This is a genomic window from Streptomyces sp. NPDC101151, assembly GCF_044768335.1.
Taxonomy (GTDB): Bacteria; Actinomycetota; Actinomycetes; order Streptomycetales; family Streptomycetaceae; genus Streptomyces.
The window spans coordinates 1-5,144 of sequence record NZ_JBIWPP010000097.1 but is presented as its reverse complement, the minus strand read 5'-3'; the positions used below and the strand labels follow the sequence as shown (position 1 = coordinate 5,144).

General features: G+C 68.2%; 2 protein-coding genes and 3 pseudogenes. All 5 read right to left on the bottom strand.

Annotated features, from left to right (window positions below; all coding sequences use genetic code 11):
* Positions 1-94 precede the first annotated feature (94 nt).
* A pseudogene (locus tag ACIRU3_RS47245) lies at positions 95-1,465 on the bottom strand (IS1380 family transposase); the annotation flags it as partial.
* Positions 1,466-1,587: 122 nt separating this feature from the next.
* Positions 1,588-2,218 (bottom strand): annotated as a pseudogene (locus tag ACIRU3_RS47240) (integrase core domain-containing protein); the annotation flags it as partial.
* Positions 2,219-2,438: 220 nt separating this feature from the next.
* Positions 2,439-2,846 carry a hypothetical protein gene (locus tag ACIRU3_RS47235; protein ID WP_404070564.1) on the bottom strand — a complete coding sequence of 136 codons (408 nt, stop codon included), beginning with the start codon at positions 2,844-2,846 and terminating at the stop codon, positions 2,439-2,441.
* Between the two features lie 1,028 nt (positions 2,847-3,874).
* Positions 3,875-4,729: a hypothetical protein gene (locus ACIRU3_RS47230; protein WP_404070562.1), complete on the bottom strand. Its 855-nt coding sequence runs from the start codon at positions 4,727-4,729 to the stop codon at positions 3,875-3,877.
* Positions 4,726-5,050 (bottom strand): annotated as a pseudogene (locus tag ACIRU3_RS47225) (zinc ribbon domain-containing protein); the annotation flags it as partial. The gene ACIRU3_RS47230 and the pseudogene ACIRU3_RS47225, both read right to left, overlap by 4 nt.
* Between the last annotated feature and the right edge of the window lie 94 nt (positions 5,051-5,144).

Here is a 5,144-nt window from a genome sequence, read left to right as displayed (position 1 = left end):
CCGCCTCCAAGCCATCGAGCGCGAGACCGAAGTGGCCTGACAGCTGGGGACGAAGAAAGGTACGGGACTGGGGACACAAGTCCGTACGCCGACAGGGGGTGGCCAGGAGCGCGAGCCGTTCGAGGGCGGTGGTGATCTCGCTGGCCCAGGGCCAGTGCTGAGTGAGACGGAGAATCCTGCGCCGGCCGGTGGTGACGAGCTGAGCGGCCGCGGAGAATAGGCGGAATCGCAGGCGGCGGGGTCCCCAGAGGCGGGCGGTGCCGGTGAGGGCGAGCATGGGCATCCAGGCCAGCAGGTCGAGGGCGATCTGGACGACCTCCAGCCAGACTTTGTTCTGGGCTGTGGTGTGCAGGGGCAGGTTGCGCAGGCCGGTGGCCCGGGCGGCCCGGATCCGGTCCTCGGCCCGGGCCCGCAGCCGATGACGCAGTTCGAGGGCGGCGATTGGCCGGTCGGGGGTGTTGGTCGCAAAGCACGTGATCCGCATGCCGTCCGCGTCCGTGATCCTCAACTGGGCGCCAGGATGGGGCCGTTCCTTTCGGACGATCAGTCGCATGCCCTTGGGCCAGCCGTCCAGGAGCTTGCCGGTGAGTTCAGCGACCCAGGCTCCGTCACGGGCCTCCCCGTCGGTCTCGACGGCCGGGGTCCAGGCTGAGGCGGGGACCTTCAGCACGTGTTCGTGGATCGCATCGGTGACCGTCATGCCCACCGAGTAGGACAGCCATCGTCCTCGCCTGGCGAGCCAGGACACGAAGTCGTGGGTGCCGCCTGCAGAGTCGGTGCGGATCAGGGTCTGCCGCCCCCGCCGGTAGTGCTTCGGCAGTTGAGCCATGGCGAGTTGAGCGGTGGTGATGTGGTCGGCTGCCGTGTTGGAGCCCGCGTTTCCCGGCCGGAGGAGGGCGGCGACGGGCTCACCGGTTCCGCCCGGCCCGTGGTCGAGGAAGGCCGTCAGCGGGTGATGGCCGTAGGTCTTCTTCCAGGTCGGGGCCGCGTCCTCCTTGTCGGAGTGGGCGATGACGAGGACACCGTCGAGATCGATGACGATCTGGCCGTCGGCGTCCGGGGCGTTCTTGCCGGCCATGGACCAGGCACGATGGCGGACTTCGGAGCGTGCGGACCGGATGGCCTGCAGGGCTTTGTCGCCGGAGGCTGCGAGGGTGTCGATCAGGCGGGAGATGGTGGGGTCGGAGGCGACCGGGCCGAAGACGGCCGGTTCACACCGCAGCATCGCGACGTCCGCGAGGCAGTCCCCGCCCAGTGCGATCGCCAGGGCGACGTCCAGGAGGGCCTTGCCGGGATCGTGGACGGCCCGCGGTTTGCGCCAAGGAGCCAGAGCCTGGGACATGGCCTGGTCAAGGCCGGTCTTGCGGACCGTTTCGACGAGCAGGACCGAACCGGCCCGGGAGACGACCTGGCGGCCGTCGTCCTGGACTCGGACGCGGGGGTAGGACCCGATAGAGTGCTTCACCTGGGAAGTGCCTCCGGCGGTGGCAGGAACAAGGACCTCGACAATCCTCATTCTTGCTGGCCAGGGGCACTTTCTGCTTTCCTGACCGCCTGCCGGACACCCCGCTTCATGAAAGCGCGAGGCTAGGCGTATTGACCCGCGGGATTGTGCACGCGGGTGATGGGTGGCCGGCCACCGCGTGCGGTGTGGCAGCGGTGGTGGTTGTGGCCGTGCAGGAAGTTGTCCCGGGCGGCAGTGCCGTCGGTGTTGCTGGTGCAGGGCCCGCCGGCAGGCCCATTCGTCGAGCAGGGTGCGGTTGAAGCGTTCAGATCCTCGCAGTTGGTCTGGGGCCGGTAGGCGCGGGTGAGCTTGCCGGCCGCCCTCGGCGCCGTAAGGGCCTGCTGCCAGGCGAAGCTCTTGCGGGTAGGGCCAGGCGTTGTCGGTCAGGACGCGCTCGATGCGGGTGATGCCCTGCTCGGCGAAGAACGCTGCGGCCCGTGTCAGGAAGCCCGCGCAGGTGAGGGCCTTCTCGTCCGCGTGGATCTCGCTGCAGGCCAGGCGGCTGCGGTTGTTGACGGCGGCGTGGATGTAGTCGAAGCCGGTGATGCGGCGGCGGTCGGGACAGGCAGCACGGCCATGGACGCGCCGGCCTCCGCCGTCGCGGATGCGGCCGAGTTTCCTGACGGCCACGCGGAGGAGCGCGCCGGGCCGGCTGCGTTCGTGGCGGCGGATGACCTGGCCGGCGGGCCGGTCCATGAACGCCAGGCGGTTCAGCGTGACCCAGCGCGAAACCCTGGGCGTTCACGCGAGGAGGCGCTTGTGTGGACTGCTCTGGCCCGCACGTGCGCGCGGATCTGCACCGTGATCAAGCACGGCCGCACCACCCCGTCCGGGCGCCGGGTGCGGACACACGCCGCTCTGGCCGGGTGGCATGGTTTCCTGCCACCCGGCCAGACCGTCGGCCTCACGCGACGCTGCGCGCCGCGGTCAGGCCCTAAACGTTGTCGTTGCCATTGCCGCTCCCGTTCCCGCTGCCCCAGTTCCCGCTCCCGTTGTGGGAGCCGTTGTTGTTGCCCACGTTGCCGTTACCGTTGACGCTGCCGTTCCAGCTGCCCCAGTTGCCGTTACCGTTGTCGCTGCCGTTACCGCTGCCCCAGTTGCCGTTACCGTCGCCGCTGCCGTTGTTGCTGCCCCAGTTGCCGTTACCGTTGCCGCTGCCATTGCCGTTGCCCACGTTGCCGTTGCCGTTTCCGCTACCGTTGCCGTCGCCGGTCACGATCATGTGCGGCACCTCGGTCGGCGTGGCGGCGAACGCGCTGGTGGACAGCGAGGCACCGCCCGCGGCCAGAAGAGTAGAGACAGCGATCATCGCAAAGCGCCGTGTCGTCAGGATGTGAGTCATGACAATTCTCCTTGTGTGAGAAATGGCGAAGGATTATCGAATAGCCCGACTGATTGACGGGTTATCCGCCCGCGGGACGCTTGTCCCGCGCATCACACCACCGGAATTGTTTTCCTGGCGGATGTGACCCGGTCACTTTTGCTGCGTGAACTCGGTGCATCAATTAATCCCCGGCGGGGCCGCCGGGTCATGTCACGGGATTCCGTTACCGAGAAGTCGGGACTTGACAGGAGGAAGTAGGCAGCTGCCCGCCGTGACACCCCCGCCCGAAGCCGCAGTTGGCTGATGAGGCGGGGAGCATGCGCTCGGCCCGCGGCCGGGACCGGGCGCCTGCCTCGCTTCCTCGCCCGGGCGAGCCGCAAGGGAAACGCCCAGCAACTGACATGGAGCTCGACGGTTTTGCGTTTACCGGCCACCTCATCGCGCAGGACACTCGCCGGTGTCTGGCGAACCGCCTCACTCACGGCCAAAAAAAATCACGGTTGCCGGAAAGACCGCCTATCTCCTGGCGCTGTTCTTCGCACAGGGAGCCCTGTCGCATCGCCGCGCCGACGGCCGGCCATCCGTTGATCTTGCGTGGGTATCCTCGGCTTCAGCCGGGGAGAAAAACGCATCCTTGCGGCGCAGGCGTGCAGGGCCCTCCCGGCTGACGCCCGGCTGCCTCGACAGCCGACCAGCACGCTCACCCGACAGGTCCTGGCTGGAGCAGGATACGGAGGTCGAGCTCGGGCCCGGTGGCGTTGACCGGTGTCGCGTCCAGTTTCTCCAGGACATGGAGCATGGGCTTGTTGCTCGCCGCCGCAGACAGGCGTGCCGGGTTCGGCGACGCCCTGCGGCCTCGTCGAACCCGGCACGAGGCCGGCTTCGGGTAGCGACATGTGTGCCCCGTTGCGGCGTCCAGTGCAACCGGCTCCTCACGTAGGAATCCCGGACAAGCAGCGTCACCTCATGGTCGGAGCACCCGTGGTGTACCCGACGGCCGCCGACGTCCGACCCGGCCCGCCACGAAGCAGCAACAGGGGTCCAAGTCATCGAGCCGCGCGGGCTCCCCGGCTCTGGCGGGGCTGGGAGCGCAGGGCTGCCAATCTGCTGTAGTCGCGGGCCTCGGCCAAGCCGGCGTCCAGGGCCAGAAGTGACAGGAGCTGCACACCGCGCCCCGCGGAGGCGGCCGCCTCCAGCTTGTGGTGGCCATCGAGCAGGAAATGCGTCAGCCCCCAGTGCTCGTACTGGTCGGCCGGATCACCCACCGCGGGCTCGCACGTGTCCAGGGTTGACACCGCCACGGCTGTCGGCAGCGCCCCCTGCCCCATCTGCTCGACGTACTCCTGCACCCGCTCCCGATTGTTCCAGGACGGAGGGACCATGGGCACGACGAACTCGTAGAGATGCGCGTCGGCATCGACCACGGTTTCGAACGTGCGGTAGTAGGGCGTGTGCGGGTGCTCCGCAGGCCCGTACACCGCATCCCACGTGGCCGGCTGCTCGTGGCTGAAGTAGTCGCCGTCCTGCCCCGGAACGACCAGGCTCGGCTCCACACGCAGAAGCAGCGGAAGGTACTGGCCTTCCGGCAGCAGCGCGCCGAAGGCATCAAGGACACCATCGTCCAGGCCGACGAGCTGACCGGCCAGGCGCTCCTGCACACTCTCCAACGACAGCGTCTGGGTGGCACCCTCGAGCCGGCGGAACAGAAATGGGCATGACCCGCACCAGAAGCTGAGCTCGAAGACGGGCGCTCCGTCGACCGCGAGCAATCTGCGACCGGGCCCTGTCGCCGGCTCCCTGCTCTCGGCCTCGAACCGAAGCCGCGCCTCGGGACCGGGGACTCCAAGCCTGCGTGGATCACCAACCATCATCACAATCACGACCTTGACTTCCGCACTCATCCCTGAAGAGAGGAGATTCCTACCACGCTCGGCTGACCGTCTCGGTGGGTTCCTGCTGCACCGCGCCGCGCCGGTACGGGTACCCGGTCTTCCCTGTGCTCGGCAGGCTGACACCGCCCGTGCGGCGGCCTTGGCGACGTTGACCGCCGCGTCGATGTCGCGGTCGAGGACGGCCCCGCACTCCTGGCACTGCCACACGCGGACGCGGAGAGGCTTGGGGCCGTCCTTGACGCCGCACGCTGAACAGACCTGAGAGGTCGGCTCGAACCGTCCGATGCGAGGGAAGGTCCGGCCGAACTTCGCGGCCTTGTATTCCAGCATTTAGAACTCCTATCGGAATGACTTCAGGCGTCGCCAGCAGATGAGTGCGCATCCGAGAGTGAGGAACGCTTCGTGGATGTCGTCGCGGATCTCC

Coding starts and splice junctions, on each gene's coding strand:
- ACIRU3_RS47230 (WP_404070562.1), bottom strand. CDS start 4,729: ATGAGTGCGGAAGTCAAGGTCGTGATTGTGATGATGGTTGGTGATCCA.
- ACIRU3_RS47235 (WP_404070564.1), bottom strand. CDS start 2,846: ATGACTCACATCCTGACGACACGGCGCTTTGCGATGATCGCTGTCTCT.